Source organism: Idiomarina sp. MD25a (genome assembly GCF_001870515.1).
GTDB lineage: Bacteria > Pseudomonadota > Gammaproteobacteria > Enterobacterales > Alteromonadaceae > Idiomarina.
Map to the genome: position 1 here is coordinate 764,181 of NZ_MDGT01000003.1, position 25,022 is coordinate 789,202.

Below are 25,022 nucleotides of genomic sequence, written 5' to 3' on the forward strand. Positions count from 1 at the left end.
ATCAGATCCGGACCGTGCGCACAATGCGCACGGCATCGCGCGATTGTTAAAATTTATACCGGAAATTGGCCATGATGGTACGTTGTTGACCGTAGAAACAGTCGCCACGACTTAGGCATGATGTGAGTACCGTTTTGTCGGTCAGGTTGTCGATATCGACACTGACCGAGTATTGGTCCCAGTCGTAGCCGATCATCGCATCAACAAGCGTGTAAGTTGGGGTTTCGAGCAACACGTTGTTGCCGTTATAAACGCCAAAACCCCCCGAGGTATGACCCACATATCGTGCGCCTGCACCGATTTTAAAGCCACCCCAGCTATCTGGGCGGTATGTTGCCCAAACAGATGCCTGATGATCGGGTGTGGCTGTTAGAATATCGGCGGCATCGTTGTAGGCGTAGCTCGCATAAACATCCATAAAGTCCCAGGCTAACTGCGCTTCGAGTTCGACACCTTCAATTTCCACTTCACCCATTTGCACTTGACCACTTGGATTAGGTGCCTCGGGATCGTTGACTTGTACCTGTAGGTTTTCTTGCTTGATACGATAGACCGATGCGGTAATTAAATGCTCCGTGCCTTGCGGCTGGTATTTCACTCCCGCCTCCCATTGCTTACCTTCGATAGGTACGAATGGGTTGTTATACGCATCGCGACCGAACACTGGTTGGAACGATTCGCTGTAGCTTACGTAAGGCGAAATACCACCGTCAAACAGGTACATTAATCCTAAACGACCCGTCGTAGCATATTGCTCATTGGCGGCGCTGTTTTCAGGATTGGTGGTTGCGCGATCACGACGTAACGCGGCTGAAACGAGCCATTTGTCGTCAATGCGCATGTTATCTTGTACGTATAAACCAAGTTGGTAATTCTTAGTTGACGCAAAATCAGTGATATCCGCCTCGGTGGGTAAGCCCGTGGCTTCACCGTAGACCGGGTCGTACACGTCAAGTGTGTTATTAGCACCGTAAGCGTAGTCGTTATCGGTGTAGGCATCTTGGAAATCGAGACCAAACACTAAATCGTGCTCGATGAGGCCTGTTGTGATGGATCCGTGAAGTTGAAGATCCGATGTCCAGGCACGCGCATTGGCTCGTGAGAGGTACGAGACTCGGTCGACAGTACGGTTATCTTCTGCAAATTTGGGGGGCCAGCCGTACATTGTGTTGTATTCGGCGTTGCTCTCGCTGTAACGACTGGCTAATCGAATATGCCAGTTCAAGTTGATGTCATGTTCGATGATTGCAGTCAATGCGTCTTGTTCGGTGTCGTATTTATCGAAGCCCGGCTCTGAAACAAAGGTTGAGCTATCAATTTGACCAAACTCATTGGGAAACAGGGTGCCTTGCCAAGGGAAGAACTGCGTGCTTGAGCCTGATTCATTTCGTTGAATATTGGCAATTAAAGTGACTTTAGTTTCGTCTGATGCGTGCCAAGTGAGGGATGGATTTAATACGAGGCTATTATCCGGAACATAATCGGTTTGTGTGTCGCTGTCACGATAAAGTCCAACTAAACGGCCTGTGAGTGAGGCATCGGAATTAAGTGCGCCTGTAATGTCTCCAGCGACTTGCTTGCGAGAGTAATTACCGAGTTGACCCCAAAGCTCGCCTTGAGTCTCGGCTTGGGGACGTTTACTTACCAGGTTGATAATACCACCGGTTGAGCCCTGACCGTAGAGTACAGAGCTCGGGCCTTTTAAAATTTCAATTTGGCTGAGTGAATAAGGATTAATGCGGACGTTGTTGTAGTAGCCAAAGAGTGACTTTAAGCCATCTAAGTACTGGACCGGCGAGACCCCACGTATTTGTGCCCAGTCGCCTCGCGTATCAACGCCGTATGGGCCATTGTAAAGTCCTGCCACATAACCAATGGCGTCCTGAACGGTGACGGCGCCTAAGTCTTCAATACGCGCCTCCGTCAATACGGAAACTGAGAGGGGAGTTTCGATGATAGGTGTATCGGACTTGGATCCGGTCGCACTGACGTATGAAATCAGCCCACGTGAGCTCACTTCAATTGTCTCCATCATGTCTTCTTTTTCTTTTTTCGTTTGCTGCTCTTCAGCTACAGCATAGTTGCTTGCTAATGCAACGAGAATGCTTGATGCCAATACTGTTTTTTGAATCGTCATATCCCTGTCCACTCCTGAATGTGTATTCATGAGCGAATAATAAATGAAAACGATTCGTATTTAAATAAAAGTTTTTATTTCGTCCGTAGGTCGCGCATTGTGCGCGACATGGGATACTATTAAAAAATTCTAATAACAAATGGAAATAATAGTTTGAAACTAAAAATAATTTTATTAAGTCTCGTTGCGCTTGTGTTGTTAGGTATTGGTAACGCCTATTTTTTAGCGCCCCAAGTAAACGGCGACGGTCAGGTGGTTGCATATCGTGGCGGTGGTAGTCAGGTTGATTACGAAAAATTAAGCGACGCGTTGTGCACAGCAAAGTCGCTATCTGAAGCGGGTCTGACAACGGTGGAAAATACTCTGCAAGCAGCGTCGGCATCGGTTGCTGCTGGTGCGGATATTATTCATTTAAACGTTCACCTGATAAATGATAATGAATTGGTTGTATTTCACGATTGGAATCTTAGTTGTGCAACGAACGGGAATCGTCTTGTAAGTGATTTAAACGTTGATCAATTAGAATCGATTGATGCGGGTTACGGCTATACGGCGGATTATGGTCGAACATTTCCCTTTCGTGGAAAAGGTTTTCGTATCGATCGGCTTGATGCGTTTTATGAACGGTTTCCTAACCAAACGTTTTGGTTGAATCTAAAGACTAATAACGAGGAGGCGTTTCTAGCGTTAAGTCGTTTTATAAGCGAAAAAAATAACAAAACAGTTGTCATTACGTCTGCCAAGGGTAATGAGTGGTTTGCTAACGAGACTCCGTCGCTGCAAACATTTTCAGTGAATACAGTGAAAAACTGTGGCACAGATTACTTGCTGGTTGGATGGGCGGGCGTTATCCCTGATTCATGTAAAAATACGGTTGTATTGGTGCCTCCTAACATGGCTAAGTTTATTTGGGGTTACCCCGATCGGCTTGCAGCTCGACTGGCCCAACATAACACACAGATTTACTTATGGAATAAGCACGACATTGTTCCGCCAGAACAGGCAAATATCATTAAACAGGGTGTTGGCGTTGTTACGGGTAATATCGATTTCATCGAATCAGTGAAGTAGGTCGCGCCTTTAGCGCGACGCTGGGTACCGCGCCGTGCGCCCAAGGCGCACGCTACCACATGTCGTAATCGGCGAAATTGTCGTCTACCCATGCATCGGTGATGTGTCGCCATGATGCTGGGTAGCGACCTTGTTTTAAATAGGCATTGAGGGTGGAGTACGGCCATTCCAATGCATTGTTAACGTAGCCATGTTTGACAGGATTAAAGCAGCAATACAGCGTATACATGTAGAGCTCTTGTTCATTACGAATGATGCGATCGTAGAATCGATTGTGCCAAAGGCTTCCTTGCCGTCGGCGTCGTTTGGAAAAATTTTTTTGTGAATTTTTATAAGAAAATTCGGGTAGAGCGCGAGTGGTGAGCGCTTTAATCTTTCTAACGCGCAGATCGACTTTTTGGTCGGCAACACCAATCAATAGATGCATATGATCGGGCAATACAACCCACGCCTGAATATCAAAAGGGTGGGATACCATGGTCGTGCGCACAGCATTACGCAGCGCTTGAATGACGGGCTGGCGCGTCAGGTGGGGCTTACGACCTTGAGTAGCGACGGTAATAAAAAAATAATAACCGTCTTCGAAATAGCGGCGAACATTTTTCATACCGGCTATTTAAGACCAAAAACCGCATTACAGCATTTTATAATCGTGTACGAAGGTCGCGCATTGTGCGCGACGATGTGGTTGGCCCGTGCGCCAAAGGCGCACGTTACGCCGGTGGTCGATACCACCGCCACCCCGTAGGTCGCGCATTGTGCGCGACATTAGATATCGCCCCGTGCGCCAAAGGCGCACGTTACGCCGGTGGTTGACACCTTCGTCATTCCGTAGGTCGCGCATTGTGCGCGACGACCGATATCGCACGGCGTGTCGAACTTTTTATGATCGGCATACGTAGTTAGGTGAGGTTCTTGATTCGAGGTGTGCGATGTTCGGTCTATTTAAATCAAATCCAACTAAAAAAATGCGCAAAGAGCTCCAGCAGTTACAGCAAAAGGCGATGGAAATGCAGCGTAATGGCAATATCCGAGATAGCTCGCATATTAGCCAACAAGCCGATGAACTGTGGAAAAAGATCCAAGAAATGGAGAAGAAGTAGGTCGCGCCTTTGGCGCGACGTCAGATGCGCCCGTGCGCCCAAGGCGCACGTTACGCCGGTGGTCGATACCGCCCGTGCGCAAGATGCGCACGTTACGCCGGTGTTCGATATCGCCCCGTGCGCCAAAGGCGCACGCTACATTATGCTTCTGAATATGTAGCAATTGAAAAATCACAGCTTGATTCGCTCAACATGCGTTTCACTTCGGAAAAATGCATGGCTCCTAAAACGAGTACATATGTCTTTTGCGTATCTTTGCACACATGTTCGTTCACATTTTTCACAAGCGCTGTGTGTCTTTCATTATGAAAGTCGACGATTTTTTTCCATTGGTTTAATTCGCTTGATAGCGACGGTGTTTGTTCTAATAGCGATGTCATTTTATTAAAGATTGCATCATTATTTTTTTCGAATGCAGTGACGCAGGTTTCGGAATTTATCTCTGCCAATGATGAGTCCATCATGCAGCTCCGTCGACCAAAAAACGAATTCATTATCTCGTTAAACAAGGCCGGATTTTTTAACTCATCAGCCTGAAATTTTTTTTGTAGCAACTGAAATGTTTGGGTTAAGGTGTTGCCGTAGTCTATTTCTCTCATTCTCTCGTTGCGGTTTTCCATTGATACGTTGATGATGGGTGTGTTGCCGTTATTTTCTAAAAGCCGGTATGCCTCAACTTCAAGTCCCGATGTATCTTCAGAAATACTTCCATCGTCATTAAACATTGATTCACTACCCTCAGTGAGCAACGCATCGGGCTCAACAGATTTTATATAGTTATAGAGATCGACGGCTTTGTACTTTGCTGACGCTTGGTGGACTGAGTTAACAATAATTAGTTCGTTTGCGCTGATTGCGGAGCTTATAAAAAGCGATAGACATATGAGTGCATACTTCATGTTTTACCAAACCTTGTTTATTTTTTTAATATATTTATAACGTTTCCCTGTGATTATTATCTAAAGTGAGATTAATTAAAAGCAATAATTGTGTGCAACGTCGAGTCAGATATCGCCCGTGCGCCAAAGGCGCACGCTACGCGACCGATCCAATGAGCGGATGGTGTCGTAGGTATAGGTGAATGGAATTTAAAGGAAGGAGGAATAATGAGCAATACTGAGAATGCAAAAGTCGCTGGATTTACTGCACCTGGTTTAAAAGAGGATGCCGCTCAAAAGGCTATCGCTTTGCTCGATGACCGCTTGGTTGCGCTTATCGACCTTCAGCTTACTTTAAAGCATGTTCATTGGAACGTGGTGGGTCCAAATTTCATCGGTGTGCATGAGATGCTTGATCCGCAGGTTGATGCGGTACGTGAAATGACAGACACCATTGCAGAGCGAATCGCGACCTTAGGCGGTGTGCCAGAAGGAACGCCAGAAGCGGTTGTGAGAAAGCGCTCATGGAAAGATTATTCGATTGGTAAGGGCTTAGTCGCTGAGCATTTATCTGAGCTTGATAAAGTCTACAATGGCGTCAACGGTGACCATCGTAAAGCAATCGATGAGCTGAGCGAGATTGATCCGGTATCGGAAGATATGCTGACAGGCCAGTTGGGTGATTTAGAGCAGTTCCAATGGTTTGTACGTGCCCACATCGAATCGTCTTCGGGCGAGTTGAAGCGGTAACGTAGCGTGCGCATTTTGCGCACGGGGTGACATTTGTTGTCGCGCCAAAGGCGCGACTTACGTCGACGGGCGGCGCGACCTACCCGTAATACTGGACGCCGATTTCGATGCGTTTACGGTCGTTTTTCACTCGCCAGCGGTTAGTATCGCGAAGTGAATAAATGCAGCCGCAGTATTCTTGCTGGTAAAAGCGCTCGCGCTTTGCCAGCTCTACCATCCGACTCGAGCCGCCTTGTTTGCGCCAATTGAAAGTCCAGTAGGTAACATCATCATAACGGGCCGCTGCGCGCTCGCCACAATCATTAATTTGCTGCATATTTTTCCAGCGTGAGATACCTAAGCAACTGGTGATCACGTCAAAGCCATGCTCATGAGCATACAGGGCGGTGCGTTCAAACCGCATATCAAAGCAGACAGTGCAACGCTCTCCACGCTCGGGCTCCCACTCTAACCCTCGCACGCGCTCGAACCAATTTTGGCTGTCGTAGTCGGCGTCGATAAACGGGATGCCCAATTTCTCGGCGAAGCGGATGTTTTCTTCTTTACGAATTAAATATTCTTTTTCGGGATGAATATTGGGGTTGTAAAAGAAGATTGTGATGTCGATGCCCGCATCAACCATGCGCTGCATGACGTCTCCAGCGCACGGGGCGCAGCAAGAGTGCAGTAGTACTTTATTGGACTCGGTGGGGGCTTCGAGCACGATGCTTTGTTGCTTTGCCATGATGGGCATCCGTTATTTTGAGCAGATGCCCAGTATTGTGCATTTTTTTGCGAAAAAAGAAAGCATGGGTTGTCGCGCGGATGACGGGTTGTCGCGCCAAAGGCGCGACTTACGTCGGTCGTTGATGCGATGCATGGGTTGTCGCGCCAAAGGCGCGACTTACAGTTCTGCTTCGAGTTCTTTCATGGCTTTTTGGGCGCGGAACTCTTCGTAGAGTGCTTCTTTTGATTGTGGATCGATGGTGCGTTTTGAGGCGTCGATAATCGCATCAAAGGTGTCGCGAGTTTCGTCCAGAACAACCAAAGCACACAGGTATTTTTTGCCATCAATACGTGCCATTGCCATCTCTTCTGGCGTGCTGCCCACTAACGTTTCGCTCGCCACCTGCTTAGACACTTGCTCAAACGTAGCGCCTACTGAACTGCCGCCCTCGGCCTGTACTTTGCGGTTGTAGAGTTTATCCAATACGCTGGCTTTAACCTGGATCTGCTGGGTCAGGTCGGCGCGTGCTGCTGCAATCGCTTGTGGTTTATCGACCGCCATATTACCTGACCAATCGACGCATGATGAAGCCGCCAAGCCCTTGTCTGATTTCGGGTTAAATACCCAGCTGGGCGCGGTATCGTTTGGGTTGCCGGTCACTTTTTGCATATCGCTATTTGTTTGTTGCTGTGCTTGCTGTTGCATTTGTTGCGCAGTGGGTTGTTGCGGCTGTGATGAGCAGGCGGCCAATAGCGCTGATAAGCTAAGTACAAGTAGAGTTTTTTTCATTAGAAAGCTTCCATCATTTGTTGGTAATTAGTTTGACGCTGCGTAATTTTGCGCAGGTAGTTTTTCGTTTCTTGTGCGGGCAAGTAAGTCATTAAGTGTTGATAAGCTTGCTCGCGGCTCATTTTATTTGCTGCTGCACTGGCTTGGGTTAGGGAGTAGTCGTTACCAAAGGTGCGGGCTACGTTACCCGGCCCGGTGTTATAGGCCGCGATTGATAAAAGCTCGCGTACTTCATTGTTGCGAACCGCTTTAAAATAGCGGCGATTAAGCAGGTAATAGTAGACACTGCCCGCCTGAATATTATTATCGGGATCGAATAGGTAGGCGGGGCTGAAGAGTTGCTGCTCACCGTACAAAAAATCACTGATATCCTTGCCCGCGGATGTTGGCACAATTTGCATCAAACCAAAGGCCGGAATATGCGATCGTGCCATTGGGTTAAAGCTGGATTCTGTGTGAATGATCGCTAATATCAAAGCGGGCGATAAGCCATGTTTTTGTGCATAAACCTCAACTGTTGGTAACACGCGCTTGATACGTGACTGTTGACTGTTAGGCGGTAACTTAACGGTTATTTTACTGGTCTTGGCTGTCGCTTCTTGAGTGGTTTGGGCGGTGCTATCAACGTTTGGCTGAGCGTCTAAAATGGGCGTTCTGTCCTCAACTTCTATTGTTTGTTGCACCGCCTGCGGTAACTGCTTGATAACGGGATCCGATTTTAATGCGTTAGTTACAGTGGTCGTGCTGAGTTGGTTAAGTCGCTGTTGTAGTCTTTGCTGGAGTTGTGCCTTAGTCAAACGACCTTGCACTTCAACGGTGACAGTGTTGCGCTCATAGTCAACGACGGTTCGCTCTGAGGCATCCTCATTGTATTGAATAAAGCGTGTTTTGTCGGTGAGTTGTGGTTCTTCCCACACCTGCGCCAATTGTTTTTTGTAAGCAGACTCCGCTTCGCGCCATTGTTTGGCAAACTGTTCAAAAGCTTGCCAATGCTCACGCTCAAACTGCTCAAATTCGGCTCGCTGTTGTGCAGCGAACTGCGCGAAGGCTTCGTCTTCAGTGTTTGCATCTTGTGCCAATGCGGAAAACGCAAAACTACTAAGGATTAAAGTAGCTGTCCAAGTCAAAGGCCTTTTCGGCATCTTGCTTTTCCTTCTGTTGCTCGGCTTGTAAGCGCAAACGCTGACAGTCGATACTTTTACATGTGGATGCGATAGCAATGGTTTGTGCGTAATCTTGTTGCTTAAAATACAGTTGTGCGGCGGATTGCTTAGCGACATCAAGCGTAAGTTGGTCAGCCTGTAAGTTTTGTTGTAAATAGGCAAATTGACGTGGCTCAGGCGCTAGGTGTGCGATAAGGGTCACCGCATCGGCACTACTATAGGGCTCACTTAAGCTCAGTTGCAGCAGCTGTTTTAACTGTGCTTGCTCTAGTTCGCCGCGCATTTGCCAAGCTGCGCGTACAGCCAGAGCTGCAAGATTAAGTGACTTATTTTCGATGATGACTTCGCCACTACAGTGCTGCCAGCCTTCTGCCGTCCAGAGCTTTTCATTATCGATGCGTCCGGCAAAAAAGCTCACGCCGTCGGTAATCTCAAATCCGAGTGTATCGCTCAGTTCCGTTCTTAATGCCAACCGTTGCGGTTTGCTCAACAGTAAACGACAGGCTTTCTGATCGACTTGTGCTGGTAGGTCAGACTCCGCCTTGACAGCGACACCTTGTTCAGTGGTTTGCTGCTGATAACGGTTTAGCAAAGTGAGCTCATTCGCAGTCACGGATGAGCTGCCCAAGGCAACCCATCCGCAAAATGCGAATAGTGTGGTTTTAACCAAGCAGCGCGCCATTATAAGTTATCGTCCTCAGATACCTTACCTGATGCGCCTTGTGGGTTGGCTGCTTTGTCGTTGTCACCGCCGTAGATGTTAATCGCGCGACCCGAACTGTCTTTTTGAGCGCTACCGCGACCCTGCATTTCACGTTGTGCCTCTTTCGCGATAGCTTCGAAAGTAGGCGAGTGAACGGCTACGGTATATTGCCAGTGACCATCAGCGCTAACAAAGTTACGGGTTTGCACGCCTGCCGGTAATGTACCGCGTGCGATTGCCTGATACTCATCGCTTGCTTTAAGTTGATTCATGAACTGAGTGCGATCATTATCTAACTTTTTCACCCGTGTCGGATCTTGTAGATTGGGATCGGTGTACTCAAACTGTTGTGTGCTTTCTAACTGCTCTTCGTCAAAGCCGCCTTGCCAATATACTTCCTCACCTTTCATGGTGCCCAATAATGCTGCTCGCGCACGTGTTTCTGACTGACGTTTAGCGACATCTTTCAGACGTTTTGCGACACGAGGATTATCGTTATCACGAACAATCGCTGAGCCATAACCCATCAGAATGACTTCGCCTGTATCGGCATGAGTGAGGATCTTAGCGCCCATCGGTGGTAAAACACCGGTGTTGATATCGGTAACGATTTGTTTGAAAAGCGCGTTAGGATCGCTGGTAACAATCGCTGCACCGGCATTTTCACGCACTTGAGAGCGCGTTTTAGGTGTTGAGATTAGGCTGATCCGGACTTGGTTACTATCTACGTCGTCGTAAACGTCGTAGGTTACGTAGCCGGCGAGCGAACCGTTGACTGATTCGATACAGCGCTCTTTCATGCCTGAGGTTTCGTTAGCCACTGAATCGGTGCCTGTATCGATGGTATCAATTGTCAGTTCAGCGAGATTGTTACAGGTAACATCGACACCTTTGCCGTTTGAAACCAACTGACGTTTAGCGATGAGTGCAGCTTGGTTGTATGCCGCGCGTTTCGATAGCAAGGTGGCGTTCATGTTGTCGTAAGTTTGGTAGAACGCGCTACCAATCGACAGAATGCCTGTGCCACTGCCGACCTGAATTAAGCGAATGCCGTCTTCGCTGTTATCAACCAGTTGTTGGTGCGCAACAGCGACTGCTTCTTTCTCATTATTACCGACGACGATATTGCCCTCAGTGACTGTGGATGTACTCTCTACTTCCTGTCCTGGGCGTGCAGGAGTCATATCGGTTAAGTCAAAATCTTGTGCTTGGGCGGCGCCGCTGATGCCTGCAACAATAGCTAGGCCAAGTAAGGTGCGTTTCATAATCTGTCCTTTATCGTCTTACTAGTTAAATCGAATGGTAAATTCATTGGCGATAACCGCCTTCGGTAATTCAGCGGCCGTAATAGGCTGCAAAGATTGTTGTAGCGCGGCAACCAGGTCGCCGGTTTTGCCACTAAAGCGCAGTTGGGCTTTATAAAATTTGCCGTCGTTGGAGATGCTGACATCTTGCGCGCCACCCAGCGTAGAAATGACGCTTGATAGGCGTTCGGGTTTGGCTAGATAGCGGCTGTTGATATACACATCATGCACGAGCCCGCCTTCTTGTACGACACGCATGAATGCATCGCCCAGCTGTTGGCGTAATGCTTGTTGTTGAGCATCGAGTGATAGGTGCACGTCAATTAAGTCGTATAGAGCATCTTGGCCGTTGGGCAATGCAATCAGTGTGGGATCGTTTTGCCATTCGCCGTAGATGTTACCTGCCTGATCTGTGACTTCCACACGCAAATCGAGGCGCGCTGTACCGTCACGTTCTATCATGCGAGGTTTAGCATTAAGGATAAGGTTGGCATTATCGCTGAGTTCAACGCCCTGACTTGAGAGCCAGCGTTTTAACTCACTATCAAGTGGGGCCGGTGCATTGACGGCAACACGTGGCGAGCCGATTTGTTGCATGATGTGCGACGTAGCGATTTCTAGTTTCTGCTTTTCAACATCGGCACGGAGTGTGACTTCCACCCCCTCATTGGCGATAGCTTTTGAGTCGATCAGCTGCCATTGCTTGACCACGCCTGAGGATTTGGTTTGCAACTGGCGAGCCACAAAGTCGTTGATCGCAAAGTTATCGCTGGTGTCGTTGGTATGACTTACGGTATTGGAGTATTGCGTGCGTTGTTCGGTAAGCCAAACGCCGACGACTTGAGAAATAGCACGACGTAAGGCGTCGAGTTCAGCCGCTTCGCGAGCACTCAAGCCTTGTTGGCTATCAGGCCAGCCCTCACCAACGACCGTGACCGATACGGTGGTCTGCGCATCGTTCCAGCTACCTTCGTCAGTCGTTGCTGTGCCGAGTGCTTGTTGAGCGACGCTGACCGTTACACAGGTATCTGTACCTTCTAGGCGGGGCTTTGACGTGTTGGTTTTTAGGCCGCGCAGGTCGTAGCCCGATTGCGCCATATCACTGAGTTGTTGTAACCACGTGGTGCTGGTGGTGTCCATTTCCTCATAGGTATCGGCGATACTCAGTACTTTGCCCGATTGCAGTGCCCGTGCGATGTCTGATAGTGCTTCAGTTTTTGCTTGTTCGATGGCGCTGGCGCCGCGCCCGTATGCGCAGCGATCTGCTTGAATCTCACCGCTTAACAAGATGTTTAGATCTTGCGCTAGGGCGCTCGTAGAAGTTAGCCCCAGCATGACAGAGAGCAGCGCAGGTTTAACTCCAAACGCTTTGATCATGTACGGTTCTCCAAGAAGTTAGCTGGGGTACCGACCGATACAGCAAAAATCTTAGCGCTATTGGTTGGACGGTATATGCCTGCTTGCGCCTGTGCTGAGATAGTGTCCGCTAATGACGAATCTTTCCATAGCGTCATTTCACCCATGGCGCTACTGCGCGATGGGTTCACATTCGCCACCCCGATAGGTTCGACAAAGCCTGCGCTGTATTGGAAAATAACCATGGTTTCATTTGGTAAAACGCCCGCGTTCTGACCGCGGTCAAGGCTGATCTGGTTACCTTTAATGCCTAACACCTGCGCAGTCGCGGGCATTTCCGACAGCATGCGTGTAAGTAAGATATCAATACCACGCGATGCCATATCGTTGATCACGGCGTTGACATGGGCACTATCAAAGTAGCGGTAACCACTCACATAACGGTTGTTGGCCATGACGTATTTCAGCTCGCTGCGATCACGCACATCTTCGGATTTGACTCGAATTTTGCCGAGGTTAGGGTATGACAACATCTCGCGGGTATAGGGGTCGATGGTCGCGGCAGTCAGCTCTAAGGTGTAGTCCATCCAGCCTGTGATACTGCCTTCGTTTTTAACGGTACGCAGTGTATCGAGTTTAACGACATAGTCGGGTTGTAAAACACGGCGGTTGGCGGCGGTCCGTGCCACAGTACTGGCGCCTTGTTGTTCGAGTTGTAGCTGCTTCTCTTCGGCGATGACACTGTCGTCGCGGGTAACGATGCGGAAGCGATTAATCCCCGCAAACTGGTTCTCCAGCATTTTCAGTAATTGGCTATCGTCGTACTGGCGTAGCGCGTCGACGCCTTGACCCTCGCCACCGACGTCGGTACCGCTAAAGTACATACGCACGATGGGCTTTTTCAGTGGGCAACTGTCGTTTTCATTGCTTCGGTCGAAGCTGCAGTTTGCGAGTCCTTGCGTATCAAAGTAAGCAGGGACTTTGATGTCTTTATCTTCAAAGCGATAGGCACTCTTAGCTATGACTGCGTTAGAGGCGCGATTGCTCACTTGACCTGACTGTGTCTGCTGCGCCGGTTGAGTGGTTTGGCAGGCTGATAGTACGGCGGCGGCAGCCAGTGATAAAGCGATTTTAAAGGTGTTCTTCATGGTTATTCCTATTCTGAGCTAGCGTCAAACAGCCAATTTGAAACAGGCTGTTCGACTTTTGATTTAAGTTGGTTCTGTGCATCCGCGGCCGCCGCATCTGGCGTTGCGCCTTTGCCAATCACTTCGATCACTTGCTGGTGCAATTGCCGAAACGGCGAGCTCGGCTCGGTCACCGATGCGATAAGTTGCTGGCGGTGCAAATAAAGGCTGCCCTGAGCGCGTTGTTGCGACTTTTGTTCCAGTTGCAACCATAGGTTAGGCTCACTATGCGTCGGTGTGTGTCGTTGAATGACGCCAACCAACGCGTTTAAGTTGCGACTGGCAACAATACGGAGTCCGAGAGATTGTTCTGCTTGAGTCAACAAGCTCAACTGATTCGTGAAGGGGTTATTCGATTGTGTCGGATCAATCTGTTCAAGTGCGAGCGCGTATGCGTTAGCCGTTTTTAATGGTTCTTTATACCGCAGGCTCCAAAGCAATTGCTGAGATGCACTGGCGTCTGAAGGAAAACGCAACGAGCGATACTGTGCAATTTGGTTTTGTAAGAAGTTACTAACGGCCTGTTTGCTCACAGCCACTTTTACGCTGACTGAGCCATCGGCATGGCGATAGCTTTGCTCGGGACTGATATCGTTAAACTGCAAAGGAACCGACTGTCCGGCCACGTTAAGGGTAAAACGGGTTTGGGTTTGTGTGGACTGTTCGGTTGACTGTTTCTTATAGAGACTCAGCGATTCACTACGAACGGACACCGCGACTTGCTGTGCAATAGCCGCTAAAGCGGCTTGCATCGCTTTTGTTTGTGTCTCGGCTGTTGCGACCGCGCGATAATTTTGATTATCAGAGTGGGGCAGTTCATTGACCCATTGCGGTTGCTCTTGCGCGTAAACCGACGGATTGAGCGCTAGCAGTGAAACGACCGCTAGCGCTGGCGCAGAAAAACGCACGCCTAGCCTTTTGCTTCGAGTTCTGCTTGCAAACCATCGATGGCTTCGATGGTCTCTTGTTCAAGAGAAATCAATTCATTGGCATCGGATGCGAGACTGAGCTGATCTTTGGCGCGTAGCAATGCAAGTGCAACATCGTTGTCTGCGGTGCGCTCCTCATCGGCCATCATCATACCGCCTAACCAATTAGCGGCTGTAGCTTTGGCAATTTCTCCGCTGTATTGGGTTGTCAGGTAACCTAACTTAATAAGTTGTGCGGCGAGTTCAATACCGAGTTGCGTATTTTGCTCGGAAACTTCATCAATCGCTGCTTGATACGCGGTGATTTTGGGACCGATTTTCTCGTCTTCGGTGGTTGCACCCGCGTCAAACTCGGTAATCGCCAATTGTAATTGTTCGGGCGTTTTACCTTGGTGAGCAAATAAGAAGGCCTGCACATCGGCATGATTTTCCGCTTGCGTGCGGTATTCATCCATGACGCTGTATTGGCGCTCTAAAATTGACGCACAGATATTTAACACTTCATCGACGCCTGGGCTGATTTCGACACGATTAAAGCCAACTTCTTCAATGTTTGTAGATAAAGCAGCAATGGCATCAACACGGTTCATCGTAGCGGCTTGCTCATCGCCAGAACCGTTAGACATACAACCAGAAGTAGCAAGAATTGCGGCGAGCGTAGGCGCCAAGATCCATTTGTTCATTGTTCATCCCTCGGGGTTATTGAAACGAGCTATAGGTATTTATTAACAAGTTGTTATTTGAGTTTTTTGCTAATGTAAATATTCCGTAAAGATTGTTCAATAGTTTTTTTTGATTTTTGTAATGGTTAGGGGGGAATATTTAGTGGCAGGGAGTCGCGCAGAACTTGGTATTCATTATTTTCTTTCCCCTTGACCTAATTGCTTTGTGAACCAGGCTTGTGTGGTAGCAGACGTGATCTCACCTATTTTATTGAGGAGCTGCTCGCCAAAGCGGCGTTTGAGTTGTTGTGCCGAGATGTACTCAGCAAAGGATTCCATCATCCAATAGTCGTGAGACATCGCATTGGCAAAGGGTGTCCAATGATGTGCTAACTCATGACAGATATACTGATAGTCAGCCTGATGACTTGAGAGACTCGTTTTACTCATTGAAATATAATGACCTCGAGCGAAACTCGGACCGCTTCGATCCAAAACGATCAGATCAGGTGTGCTCGAGCAAGTTGATTATCCGAACTCATATTCGCATTAAGCGCAGTCAGGCACTGACTACCATCATCGGCTATCCGATGCAAGTCTTCGCTGCTGACCTGGGCTAAAAAGCTCCCAGTCTGTAGGTACTGTAAGTTGAACTTTTCCCGTCATTTTAGTTGCGAAATCAGCGATAAAAGGATGCCATGCGGAATCGATACTGAGGTGAGTGCTAGCGCTTGAGAGCGTCCCAAGTAGCAAGGCAAAGAGTGCAACGTAAAAATGCTTCTTCACTTTATTCTCCAATGAACTGGCTAACAAAATCGGTATACCGTGTCTTGTTAATTAAAGATTAAAATGTAGAATAACAATAAAACAACAAACTGGATAGATAGTGGATATACCTCAAGATCAATCGCTGTGGGTTAAACATCGTTGGCTATTAATAATTGTCGTGTTATTTGGCGTGCTCGCTGCTACGGCGTTTGCGATGTCGGACATGTTGATGCCGAGTCGTCAGCAATCTTCTGGTGTAACTATCGCAAAGGTCAAGGCGCAACCTTTTAGTAAAGTCATCTCAGCCTATGGTGAACTACGACCGCAACAACAACGCACATTGATTGGTCGTTCGGCGGGTACCGTGATGGAGATTCGCAAGCGTCCTGGTGAGCAGGTAAATACTGATTCTATTGTACTGGTATTGTCTAACCCAGAGGTGGATAGTGCGGTGCAAAAAGCACAGCTTGATTTACAAAAGGCTGAAGCAGAACTTGCCGCGTTGCGTTCGGATTTATTAGACCAGCGTTTATCTTTAGATAATGAGCGGCGTCTACTTGAGGCTGAGATCTCGACTAAGCGCGCGGAGCTCGAAGCACAAGAAGAGCTTGCCCGAAACGCCATCGTATCTAAGTTAGATTTGCGTAAGGCGCAAATGCAGTTACGGCAACTCGAAATTAAACTGGAATTAGCCACTAAACGAGTTGAAAGCGCAGAGACTGCCTTGGCAGCGAAACTCTCGTCTGGCGAGTTACAAGTCCAACAAGCACGTTATTTATTAGAGATTAGTCGTGAAAAGCAAGATGCACTCAACGTGCGTGCGGGTATGCAAGGCGTATTGGAAAGTCAGGAGAGTAGTCTTGCTTTGGGTCAGTGGATTGCCCAAGGAACCTCGCTGGGGATTGTTTCGAGTAACGATAGTTTATTTGCGGAACTTAATGTAAACGCTGCAGATGCATCGAGCGTGCAGTTGGGTATGCCGGTGACGCTGAGTGTGCGTGGACACCGAGTCACTGGTGAGGTCATGCGTGTGGCGCCGAATGCGAGCCAAAATCAAGTTCAAGTGGATGTTGCGTTACAAAATGAACTTCCCAAAGTAGCGCGCAGTAACATTGATGTGCGTGGCGATATTGCTATTGTTCGACGCGATAACGCGCACGTGCTTCCTCGCCCTGCGCACTACCGAGAAGGTGATCCGCTGATGCTTTATCAGCACCAACAGGGAGACCAATACAGTGTGGTTGAGGTGCCCGTGTTAGAGGCTTCCAAAGACTATATTCAACTCGCCGACAGCGTCGCTGTGGGTACCGAATTTGTGCTCAGCGATCCAGCCAACTGGGAGCGCGCGTCGATAATTCAACTGTAGCTCGCTTTGGGCGCGACATCAGGTGTGTCGCGTGCGCCTAAGGCGCACGCTCCTGCGGAATCGAATACCTATGACCCCATTTCTGATAAAATACACGCTAAGGCAATGGCGTTTGCACCTGATGCAAAGTGCGGTGTTAATAACCGGGTTTAGCTTATGCTGCGCTTTTCTCATCGGTTTGATTGCGACCGCACCCACTTTATTCGCTGACCGTGAGCCGTGGATGCCCGATGAGCCGAATTTAGTAACCCTCGGTTTAGAAACTCAGACGCAAACGTTTAAACCGATGACGTCTGAACAGCTCGCGTTATTTGAGCACTCACCGGCAATTGAGAAATTGATGCACATTTCTACCGGTGTTCACCATGTAATGGTGAGCCCGGAGGGTGAACGCTTTGACTCACCTCGGTTATTATTTGTCTCGCGTAATTTCATCGACACCTTTGCCGACCATTTACCAACGTCCTTTACCAAGCTTCAAGGCTCGGAAATGATTATTTCACATGAGTTTTGGGCTGACGAGAATTCATCTCGAGCGATTGATGATCTGGTGATGAGCTTTCCCGATACGGGTGTAAGTTATCCCGTGGTGGGTGTTTTGCCCAAGGACTTCTCGTTGTTCTCTGGACGTCAATTCGATGCGATCATGCTTATTCCTCAAATTAAGCAAACTTTCGTCGTTAAATTTGGTAACGACGACCGAGTAAGTGATGAACAGCGGGCATTTTTTACTAAAGAACTGATAAAAACTGCAAATAGCTCGTTCGGCATCGCGGAACTGAAACCTGGTTACACGATTGACCAAGTGAAGCCTGTTCGTCCAGAAACTGATGAACAAAGTGACAAATACTCGTTTGTTTCGCACTCAAGTTCGGGCAGTTGGCTTCCTAAAGTGGTTGCAGGAGTGCAGTTTTTTCCTCATCAACGCAATGAGGTACAACGACAATGGTGGATGCTATTCGGTTTGGCCATCGCATTTTTTGTCCTCACGCTGTTTAACCTGATGACCTCTAATTTCTCGCTTTATTTGCAACGCCTGAATGAGTTTCAGACGCGTCAGGCGGTTGGCGCAAGCCATCAGGATTTATTCAAACTGATATTAGTCGAGAACTCTATTTTAGGCAGTGTTGCCGCCGTATTGGGCGTGGCTGGCAGTCACTGGTTAATTGCGTGGTTAGCTGATCAAATGGCGTTGGTAGGCGAGGTATCAGCGACCATGAGTATAGCTGCGGCAGCACTCAGTGCAGTATTGATTATATTGGTTGTCACGTTGTTGGGTAGTGTGCCGTTTGCGATTATGAATAAAAAGGCGGCATTCTCGCGCGCCAGAGGTCACGGCAAGAGCCGCTTTCAGCAGTTGCTTGATAACGGCAATATGGTTGTTCAGGTCGGATTCTCGTTCATTGCGATTACAGCAACGGTCGCGTTGTGGTTGACTCAAGATGCGCGTTTATCATCGGTGCCAATGGATAGCGAAGTACAGCAAATTACTTATGCTAAGGCGGTGACAGAGTCGTCTCAGGTTATTGTGCTTGATGAGTGGCTTAAAGATACAGCGAGTTTAGATTTTGAAACGGCATTTTCAATGAAGTCGGTGGTTGAGTCCGATTTGAGTGCTATTAAAGTTGACTTAGAAAACCCCAACTCTCCGAGTGCGAGCACTATGCAAATCATGGCGGTATCTAAAAGCTATTTGTCGCTGCTAGGCGCGAACGTTTTAACAGGCTACCGGGATCCTGAGCAAGGTAACCGAGTGGTCATTAATCGATCGGCAGCGCTGGCTTTGGGGTTCGACAACCCTAACGAAGCCGTTGGCCAGCGTATTTATATTAAAAACGCCCATAGTTTTCGGTTGTCTGAAGGAGCACCCATTATTATTCGGGGCGTTATCGAAGATTTACCCCACGAAAGCTTGAATCAGAGAGCCTCACCCGTGGTCTACAACTTGGCGGTGAGTAGCGTTATTGCCCCTTATCAGCTTAGTTTTATTGCGCGTGGTGATAATGTTGCGCTGTTACGGGCTTGGTTAGATGGCAAGTCAGACGCCAGTGAGGGCGTCTTTAAGGTGAGTCAACAAGCTTCTGTAGGTGAGTTATTGCAAATGCAAGATGAACAGTGGTTTAAACTGGCTAAGCTAGTGCTTGTGTTGACCGTGCTAGTCTGTGGCTTAGCAGCAACAGGGGTGTATCAGCATTTGATGGCTTATTTGATTGAGCGCAGCCGTCGCTATGCGATTATGCAAGCGGTCGGCGCGCAGATAAATGATGTACTTGTTAGCATTGTCCAATCGCTGCTGCCTAAAGCCCTATTGGGACTGCTGTTAGGCGGTGCGGCGCTGATGAGTTTGAACAGTTGGTTCGCTGACGAATTTTATGCCCCCTTGGTGACCGCTCAATCGCTGGGTTGGAGTCTTTTAGGTTTTTCGGTATTGCTTTTGTTGAGCTGCGCCCCAGCCCTTTATCGACAGCTGTCCCGTCCTATTTCCCACGCTATGGCATAGACCGCGCCTTGGCGCGACATCAGGTGTGTCCCGTGCGCCCATGGCGTATGCTCCAGAGATAGCCGATTATGCCGAGAATGGGGCCCGGCAGGAGAAGCCAGACAGCGTTGAGCTGAATGCTTTCAAATAGCCGAGTAATAAAGGCAATCGATACGATGGTGATTGCAAAGCCAATGGCGTTTTGAATAGCCAATGCGCCCCCCACTTGATCCGCTGGGCAACTTTTTGCAGATAATGCTGAAAATTGTGGCGAATCGGCAATAACGCTGGCGCCCCAGATAAGCAGTAAAGCCCACAGCGCGTATGAGCCCAGCTGCTCGGCAAGCACTACAAAGGCAACGATCGATATTCCTGATATGCCCAACGTAGTAAGCGCCACGGCCTGACTACCTACTTTATTGGATGCCCAACCGCCGACTATACAGCCGACCGCACCGGCAGCAATGATAAAAAAACTGATAGATGAAATGGTTGCCGAGGTTGATTGCGCTCCTAACAGCGTTTCACTCACTAGCAAAGGAATTATCGTCCAAAACGCATAAAGCTCCCACATGTGCCCAAAGTAGCCAAGTGCCGCGGCCCTAAACCGAGGTCGCCCAAAAATGCCCAGTATCGCCAGCCGTTTTTTACTCACGGGCTTACCGGAGATAGCGTGTGGCCCATCGCCTAAAAGCGCAATGAGTATTGCTGCGACTACAGCAAGTAGAGATGAGGTACTGACTATCCATTGCCAGTTAAAACTTGCACCCAGCGCCTTTAACCCATGCGGTAATGCGGTACCTAAGGTTAGCATTGCAACTAATAAAGCAAGGGCTGCGCCGGTGCGCTCTGGCGCCCAGCCAACGATTAGCTTCATTCCCATGGGGTAAATACAAGCGAGTGATAATCCCACGAAAAACCGGAATATAATTGCAATAGCGAGTCCATCGCTTGACCACGCAAACAAGGCGTTAAAACAGGCACCTGCGAGTGCACCGACGACAAATATGTGACTGGCATGAAAACGATCGGCGAGACCTGAAAAGGCGAGCATGAGGGTGCCGATAATAAACCCGAATTGAACCGCATTGGTCAACCAACCAATATCACTCGGCGTTAACTGCCAGGCACTCATTAAATCAGGTGCGGCGCTGTTGGCGCTAAACCACAGCGACGTACCCAATAATTGTGCGATAGCAATAATCAGGACTTTCAAGTCACGCGCTCCGTTCGCCAAGCGCGCACGCTAAATTTACCAACGGCATCGGTTTATAAAACTTGAAACCTTGTAAGTAATGACAACCACGCGTGCTGAAGTAGTGATGTTGGATTTCGTCTTCAATACCTTCTACCACAATGGTTTTATCAAGCTGTTGCGCCATAAAGATAATTGAATCAACCAACGGGTACTCTGTATTGTCTTGCGAAACTTGATCGGTAAAGGACTTATCGATTTTTAGAATGTCGATAGGCAAATCGCTCAAGTAAGACAAGCTACTATAGCCTGTACCAAAGTCATCGATAGCGACCTGGATGCCGGCCTCATTCAACGTGGTGAGTTTTTGTTTTACGAGCTTAATATCTTTTGCAACGACACTCTCGGTGAGTTCTGCACATAAGTCAGCGGGAGCAAAGTGATACGTTTGGCAAAGCTGAATAAGGTCTTGTGCGATATCGGTTTGATGAAACTGCTGTACCGAGAGGTTGAGCGACAAGTTAATTTCATACTTTTTGCATAGTGGTGCCATATCACGAATCGCTTTTGTCATAACAAACTGACTGAGTTGAGTTATTTGCCCGGTTTGCTCGGCCACTGGAATAAACTGGCCGGGTGAAATAAAACTACCATCTGACTGGGGCCAACGAGCGAGCGCTTCAACACCTTTTATCGCACCTGTCTTAGCATCAACAATCGGCTGATAATGAACATCGAGTTGATTATTATCGAGCGCAATTTGTAAGCGATTACGAAGGCACAGTGCCTCGTGATAGTGTCGCGCCATCGCTTCTTGATACAGCACATAATGATTACCACCGAGCTGCTTGGCAAAGCTCATCGCGACGTCGGCTCGTTGGATGGCATCCTCGGCATTGGTTTGACGATTTTCGATGCGGTAAACGCCTAAACTGGCTGTCACATGCAGAGAGAACTCGTCGACACCGATCTTTTCACGGACCGTTGCCAGTATCTGGCGGCAATAATCTTCGATATCAAAGTCTTTTACTGTCTTTATAAACACAATGAATTCGTCACTACTAAAACGCGCCACTTTGACAAACTCGGGCTTGTTATCGAGTAATCGACGTGCAATGGTTTTGAGTACGAGGTTCCCCGTGCTTTGACCTAAACTATCGTTAATCGGCTTAAAGCCATCAAGGTCGATAAAAATAACCCAACCAGAGTGACCGTGATTGTTTAGGTGATTTTGGATGTAACATTCAAGGTACGAGCGCCTATACAAGTCAGTGGTACCGTCGTGTTGAGCGATATAACTGAGTTTGTCTTTTTCTGCACGTAAGCGAGTATTGGTAAAGAAAGCGAAGGTCAGAACTACTGCGAATACAAACCCTGCGAAGTACACCATGAGACTGGTTTGCGCCGCAATGAGAATCGGGTCGCTCATGGTAACAAAGTCGCCCATCTCAAGAATTTTGTTAATTTGACGCGTTGATACATAGGTCCATAAGCAGGCTAGGAAAAACTGCGTGAGTGAAAGCGTCAACCAACTGGTTGGCGATAGCATCGTGTAGTTGTATTCGTCAGACCATTCCATGGCTAATAGGGTTGCGGATACGACGGTGATAACAAAAGCACACAGAGAGATTTCGAATACATTGGATTGGCTCGCTAAGCTGGCGTTCATGGTGAACAAGCAATAGAGGTCGAATAAGCCGACCACAAGCCCAAACAGGCTGGTGGCTAAACCCAATATACGATAAAGCCCAGCCACTTTGAATACACAAAATGTCGCCCCCGCCATTAGGATAAATAGCCGCATGGTGAGGGGGGGCATGCCGTTCGACAGGGCCAGTGTAATTGATTCTGAGAATAATAAGATGATGCCGAAGCCGAAGAGCACAAAACCGGCTGTTCGAGTTATCCAATACTTTTGTAGTACGTAACCAAAGTAGATCGCACTGACAAGGAAGCCGGCAATAACACATGTAGCGGACAGTAGTGGGAGTTGGCTCGGTGGCAGAAAGTGTGGCTGTACCAGCGTTGCTATTGCGCCAAATAACGTTGCCACCGCGACGTTGATAATGACCGAAGCTGAAATCGTCCGTTTTATTTGCATAGTCACTTTTAAATTTACGTCAAAGCTAAATGCTAATCGATTTCAGTTGATATGACTATACAATTGTTAATCATGTACACACCCCGTGTGGTAGGTCGCGCCTTGGGCGCGACATATGGATCTGGTCGTGCGCAAAATGCGCACGCTACGTCGCGTGTGGGGCATCACCCCCGTGTGGTAGGTCGCGCCTTGGGCGCGACATATGGATCTGATCGTGCGCAAAATGCGCACGCTACGTCGCGTGGGGGCATCACCCCGTGTGGTAGGTCGCGCCTTGGGCGCGACATATGGATCTGTTCGTGCGCAAAATGCGCACGCTACGGTGTGAATTGTGGGGTGTTTTGGTCGAGCACGTGGCGCGGGACGTTACCGAGCACGTCACCTTCAACGATGATTTTGTGATCAGGAAGCTCTTGCCAGACACCGTCAACGACAAGTTTCGAGAAACTATCTGGTTGGCAGTCACTGGTCATCGACAGCACGATGTATTGTTCGCGTGCAAAGGTGATGGTTGACCACGGCGAGCCATTATTTAGCTTCAACTCACAAGTTGCTTCTCCACTACTGACTAACACCATGCGCTGAGCGAAGTGCTGAAGCTTGTCTAGGTTTTGATTAAGCAACTCTCCACTGATGCGGTCTTCAGGCATCCAGCTCTGATTCAATGCGAGCAGATCATGGAAAGTCAATTGCCATCGAACCTGTATGCCGTCAGCTCGGGCTTTAAGATTAATAAATGAAGTGCTAAACGTATGTGCCTGACTCGCTGGCGTCACACCCACTAATAGAACAAGGCAAAACAAAGCTAAGCGAAGTGTATTCATGGTGCTGACTCCTGATGAGGTTGAAGTGCTTTAGCTGCAGAGAGTAAACGGTAATCGAAGGGCTCCTGTGCAACCTCAATGTTTTGTTGCGCCCAATAAATAGCTTGCTCGGCATCGGGCTCAACATAGGTAAAGTAGTAGGCAATGTCGGCGCTGTGCAGCTTTTCTCCACGCATGACGCGCAGCTGCATGCGCTCGCGTGCGTAGTCTTGCCAGCAATGACCTTGTTGATTACGCTTTTCGGCCCAAGCGAGGCGGATAGTGATGCTGTCGACAGGAGTTTGCTGACAGTCAAGCATGAGCGCTGCGGGCACTTGCGTATCGGTATCCCATAAGTAGCTGTCTAAGCGCCTCTTCTTATCAACCACATTGAGTGGCGTTGGCATGGCTGCGGTCCATCGTTGTGCCGCTTGAAAATCATCTAGCAACAAAGCTTGTTCGGTTAAGATTTGTAACCGCCAATGCGCTATCGCAGATTGTGCCTGCATGGGTTGTTGTTCGTGTAATTGTTTTAGCCGTGTGTAAGCGCTTTGCAGGTTTCCCGCTCGCCCTTGGACTTCAAGTAGGCAGGTTGAAACAACGCCCAACGCGGCGCTGCCCATTAAGTCGGTGCAATGCTGTTTGGCATTGTCTGTTTCGTTTAAGGTGAGTGCAATGCGCGCCAACATCAGCTGAGCTTGCGCATCGCGAGGCGATTGCTCAAGTACTCGGTTGAGGATCGTACGAGCTTGGGCAAAGTCATGTTGGTATTGAAGCGTATCCGCTACCGCGATAAGCCAGTCGCGCTGGCGGTGATTAGCGCCTACCTTAGTGATAAATTCATTCGCCTGATTAAGATAATAGTGTCCCTGTTCAACACGCGCTTCTCTTAGGTATTTACTTAATAATTCAGCAGCTAAACGGAGTTCATTAGGATGCTGTTGGTAAGCCGTTTCAGCTTGTGTGATATCGGTAGGTACTGTGGCAGCCTGAGGCTGCCACAGTACGTCGCTTTGATCCGATGGTGCGCTGAAAAGGCCCGACATCAAAATCAATGCGCCTAACATCATTGTTGTCCCTCCGATACCAGATCGGCGAACTCTGCTGTGTCTGCCACATCGCCAGTAAACTCACGGCCATTGACCGATAGTGGCTGTGCGCGCTCATCTTGATTAAATGCATCGCGCACATACGCTGCAGTCGACACGGTTTGTGCTTCAACCGTAATCATGACATCACCGGTATCACTGAACTCACCGTCGGAGACGCTGTAACTGAACATCGCGGTGCCGGTATACTCCATTGGCGGCGTGTAGTTAAAAGAACCATCTGGGCTGACAGAAAGCTCACCGACGTCGACTTCTGAAGCCAACGAATAGGTCAATTCGTCGCCGTTGCCGTCGAAGCCCTTTAACTGCTCCATTAAAGTGGTATCCGCCTCGACCATGTAGTTAGCGTCACGCGCTGCTGGCGGCAAGTTTTCGTCACTGTCGCCACCGCAACTGGCGAGAAGCACCGTTGCGGCTGCGATCGAGAGTGTATGTAATTTTTTCATCATGTATCCCTCCTTAG

24 protein-coding genes are annotated in these 25,022 nt (G+C 48.6%); 5 read left to right on the forward strand and 19 right to left on the reverse strand.

Annotation, left to right across the window (positions count from 1 at the left end):
- Positions 1-46: 46 nt before the first annotated feature.
- Positions 47-2,137: a TonB-dependent siderophore receptor gene (locus BFR57_RS07655; protein WP_071463405.1), complete on the reverse strand. Its 2,091-nt coding sequence runs from the start codon at positions 2,135-2,137 to the stop codon at positions 47-49.
- Between the two features lie 153 nt (positions 2,138-2,290).
- Here BFR57_RS07655 and BFR57_RS07660 point away from each other — a divergent pair, with 153 nt between their 5' ends.
- Positions 2,291-3,208 carry a glycerophosphodiester phosphodiesterase family protein gene (locus tag BFR57_RS07660; RefSeq protein WP_071463406.1) on the forward strand — a complete coding sequence of 306 codons (918 nt, stop codon included), beginning with the start codon at positions 2,291-2,293 and terminating at the stop codon, positions 3,206-3,208.
- A gap of 52 nt (positions 3,209-3,260) precedes the next feature.
- Here BFR57_RS07660 and BFR57_RS07665 read toward each other — a convergent pair whose 3' ends face one another.
- Positions 3,261-3,815 (reverse strand): transposase, encoded by a 555-nt coding sequence (locus tag BFR57_RS07665; protein WP_083405081.1) that lies wholly within the window; start codon positions 3,813-3,815, stop codon positions 3,261-3,263.
- 27 nt (positions 3,816-3,842) lie between these two features.
- Entirely contained in the window at positions 3,843-3,977 is a 135-nt protein-coding gene (locus BFR57_RS12960; RefSeq protein ID WP_290439325.1) for a hypothetical protein, read from the reverse strand.
- Positions 3,978-4,140: 163 nt separating this feature from the next.
- Here BFR57_RS12960 and BFR57_RS12810 point away from each other — a divergent pair, with 163 nt between their 5' ends.
- Positions 4,141-4,311 (forward strand): DUF6435 family protein, encoded by a 171-nt coding sequence (locus BFR57_RS12810; RefSeq protein ID WP_110571970.1) that lies wholly within the window; start codon positions 4,141-4,143, stop codon positions 4,309-4,311.
- Positions 4,312-4,451: 140 nt separating this feature from the next.
- On the opposite strand, the gene BFR57_RS07670 is transcribed toward BFR57_RS12810, so the two are convergent.
- Entirely contained in the window at positions 4,452-5,210 is a 759-nt protein-coding gene (locus BFR57_RS07670; RefSeq protein WP_071463407.1) for a hypothetical protein, read from the reverse strand.
- A 207-nt stretch (positions 5,211-5,417) separates the two neighbouring features.
- On the opposite strand from BFR57_RS07670, the gene dps reads away from it, so the two are divergent.
- Complete coding sequence (gene dps, locus BFR57_RS07675; protein WP_040487759.1) at positions 5,418-5,939, forward strand: DNA starvation/stationary phase protection protein Dps; 522 nt, start codon at positions 5,418-5,420, stop codon at positions 5,937-5,939.
- Positions 5,940-6,018: 79 nt separating this feature from the next.
- Here dps and BFR57_RS07680 read toward each other — a convergent pair whose 3' ends face one another.
- From BFR57_RS07680 to BFR57_RS07725, 10 genes are all read right to left on the reverse strand, one after another.
- The gene (locus BFR57_RS07680) at positions 6,019-6,663 is read right to left on the reverse strand and encodes an epoxyqueuosine reductase QueH (protein WP_006955007.1); all 645 of its coding nucleotides are present in this window, start codon (positions 6,661-6,663) and stop codon (positions 6,019-6,021) included.
- A gap of 159 nt (positions 6,664-6,822) precedes the next feature.
- Positions 6,823-7,434, reverse strand: coding sequence for an LPP20 family lipoprotein (locus tag BFR57_RS07685; RefSeq protein WP_071463409.1), 612 nt, complete (start codon positions 7,432-7,434; stop codon positions 6,823-6,825).
- The gene (locus tag BFR57_RS07690; RefSeq protein WP_071463410.1) at positions 7,434-8,576 is read right to left on the reverse strand and encodes a transglycosylase SLT domain-containing protein; all 1,143 of its coding nucleotides are present in this window, start codon (positions 8,574-8,576) and stop codon (positions 7,434-7,436) included. The genes BFR57_RS07685 and BFR57_RS07690 overlap by 1 nt, the downstream gene beginning before the upstream one ends.
- Positions 8,533-9,279 carry a hypothetical protein gene (locus BFR57_RS12860; RefSeq protein WP_071463411.1) on the reverse strand — a complete coding sequence of 249 codons (747 nt, stop codon included), beginning with the start codon at positions 9,277-9,279 and terminating at the stop codon, positions 8,533-8,535. The genes BFR57_RS07690 and BFR57_RS12860 overlap by 44 nt, the downstream gene beginning before the upstream one ends.
- Complete coding sequence (locus tag BFR57_RS07700; RefSeq protein WP_071463412.1) at positions 9,279-10,565, reverse strand: hypothetical protein; 1,287 nt, start codon at positions 10,563-10,565, stop codon at positions 9,279-9,281. The genes BFR57_RS12860 and BFR57_RS07700 overlap by 1 nt, the downstream gene beginning before the upstream one ends.
- Before the next feature lie 21 nt (positions 10,566-10,586).
- Entirely contained in the window at positions 10,587-11,981 is a 1,395-nt protein-coding gene (locus tag BFR57_RS07705; RefSeq protein ID WP_071463413.1) for a hypothetical protein, read from the reverse strand.
- On the reverse strand, positions 11,978-13,108 hold the full coding sequence (locus BFR57_RS07710) for a hypothetical protein (RefSeq protein WP_071463414.1): 1,131 nt from the start codon (positions 13,106-13,108) through the stop codon (positions 11,978-11,980). The genes BFR57_RS07705 and BFR57_RS07710 overlap by 4 nt, the downstream gene beginning before the upstream one ends.
- Positions 13,109-13,116: 8 nt before the next feature.
- Positions 13,117-14,055 (reverse strand): LPP20 family lipoprotein, encoded by a 939-nt coding sequence (locus BFR57_RS07715; protein WP_071463415.1) that lies wholly within the window; start codon positions 14,053-14,055, stop codon positions 13,117-13,119.
- Positions 14,056-14,057: 2 nt separating this feature from the next.
- Positions 14,058-14,759, reverse strand: coding sequence for a hypothetical protein (locus BFR57_RS07720; protein ID WP_071463416.1), 702 nt, complete (start codon positions 14,757-14,759; stop codon positions 14,058-14,060).
- Between the two features lie 174 nt (positions 14,760-14,933).
- Positions 14,934-15,188 carry a hypothetical protein gene (locus BFR57_RS07725; RefSeq protein ID WP_071463417.1) on the reverse strand — a complete coding sequence of 85 codons (255 nt, stop codon included), beginning with the start codon at positions 15,186-15,188 and terminating at the stop codon, positions 14,934-14,936.
- A 436-nt stretch (positions 15,189-15,624) separates the two neighbouring features.
- Between BFR57_RS07725 and BFR57_RS07735 the strand changes: the two genes are divergently transcribed.
- The gene (locus BFR57_RS07735) at positions 15,625-16,872 is read left to right on the forward strand and encodes an HlyD family efflux transporter periplasmic adaptor subunit (RefSeq protein WP_071463419.1); all 1,248 of its coding nucleotides are present in this window, start codon (positions 15,625-15,627) and stop codon (positions 16,870-16,872) included.
- Positions 16,873-16,942: 70 nt separating this feature from the next.
- Entirely contained in the window at positions 16,943-19,372 is a 2,430-nt protein-coding gene (locus BFR57_RS07740; protein WP_083405083.1) for an FtsX-like permease family protein, read from the forward strand.
- Between the two features lie 19 nt (positions 19,373-19,391).
- Here the strand turns inward: BFR57_RS07740 and BFR57_RS07745 are convergent, their stop codons facing one another.
- The 5 genes from BFR57_RS07745 to BFR57_RS07765 form a co-directional block, all read right to left on the reverse strand.
- On the reverse strand, positions 19,392-20,567 hold the full coding sequence (locus BFR57_RS07745) for an MFS transporter (protein ID WP_253183613.1): 1,176 nt from the start codon (positions 20,565-20,567) through the stop codon (positions 19,392-19,394).
- A gap of 1 nt (position 20,568) precedes the next feature.
- Positions 20,569-22,647, reverse strand: a complete 2,079-nt coding sequence (locus BFR57_RS07750) for a bifunctional diguanylate cyclase/phosphodiesterase (protein WP_071463422.1) — start codon at positions 22,645-22,647, stop codon at positions 20,569-20,571.
- 317 nt (positions 22,648-22,964) lie between these two features.
- Positions 22,965-23,471: a hypothetical protein gene (locus BFR57_RS07755; RefSeq protein ID WP_071463423.1), complete on the reverse strand. Its 507-nt coding sequence runs from the start codon at positions 23,469-23,471 to the stop codon at positions 22,965-22,967.
- Complete coding sequence (locus BFR57_RS07760) at positions 23,468-24,520, reverse strand: lipopolysaccharide assembly protein LapB (protein ID WP_071463424.1); 1,053 nt, start codon at positions 24,518-24,520, stop codon at positions 23,468-23,470. Before BFR57_RS07760 ends, BFR57_RS07755 begins: the two co-directional genes overlap by 4 nt.
- A complete protein-coding gene (locus BFR57_RS07765) occupies positions 24,517-25,008 on the reverse strand; it encodes an Ig-like domain-containing protein (protein WP_083405084.1) in 492 nt (163 codons plus the stop codon). Before BFR57_RS07765 ends, BFR57_RS07760 begins: the two co-directional genes overlap by 4 nt.
- Between the last annotated feature and the right edge of the window lie 14 nt (positions 25,009-25,022).